The 583-nt window shown below is 47.5% G+C and carries 1 protein-coding gene; it reads left to right on the top strand.

Going from position 1 to position 583, the window contains the following annotated elements; all coding sequences use genetic code 11:
* A partial coding sequence (locus tag ACTXGO_RS15925) for a helix-hairpin-helix domain-containing protein (RefSeq protein WP_443575207.1) occupies positions 1 to 583 on the top strand: 583 nt, incomplete at both ends.

Here is a 583-nt window from a genome sequence, read left to right as displayed (position 1 = left end):
ATAACGTTGATCTAGTGGCTATCGGTAATGGCACGGCAAGTCGCGAAACCGATGCGATGATTAAAGAGATCTTGGCTACAAATGATGCACTAAAAGCCAAAGCCGTTATCGTTAATGAGTCAGGAGCGTCTGTTTATTCAGCGAGTGAACTTGCTAGTGATGAGCTGGCCAATCTAGACGTTTCTGTACGCGGAGCGGTTTCTATCGCGCGTCGCTTGCAGGATCCATTGTCAGAGCTTGTTAAAGTTGATCCAAAAGCCATTGGTGTGGGTCAATATCAGCATGACGTCAATCAAAACCAGCTTGCAGATAGCCTTGATAAAGTCACTCAAGACAGCGTAAACGCGGTTGGCGTTGATGTAAATACGGCGAGCCCAGCTATCTTGGCTCATATCGCTGGTCTTAACCGCAATGTGGCACAGCAAATTGTAACCTATCGCAAAGAGCACGGTGCATTTGATAGTCGTGAAGCGCTTAAAAACGTCCCACGTCTAGGCGCTAAGACATTTGAGCAAGCTGCAGGGTTTTTGCGTATTCACGAGGGTAGCAATCCACTTGATGCCACAGGTGTTCATCCAGAGAG

The organism is Psychrobacter sp. T6-1 (assembly GCF_052258445.1).
The sequence above is the reverse complement of the archived record's forward strand: the minus strand, read 5'-3'. Positions and strand labels throughout refer to the sequence as shown.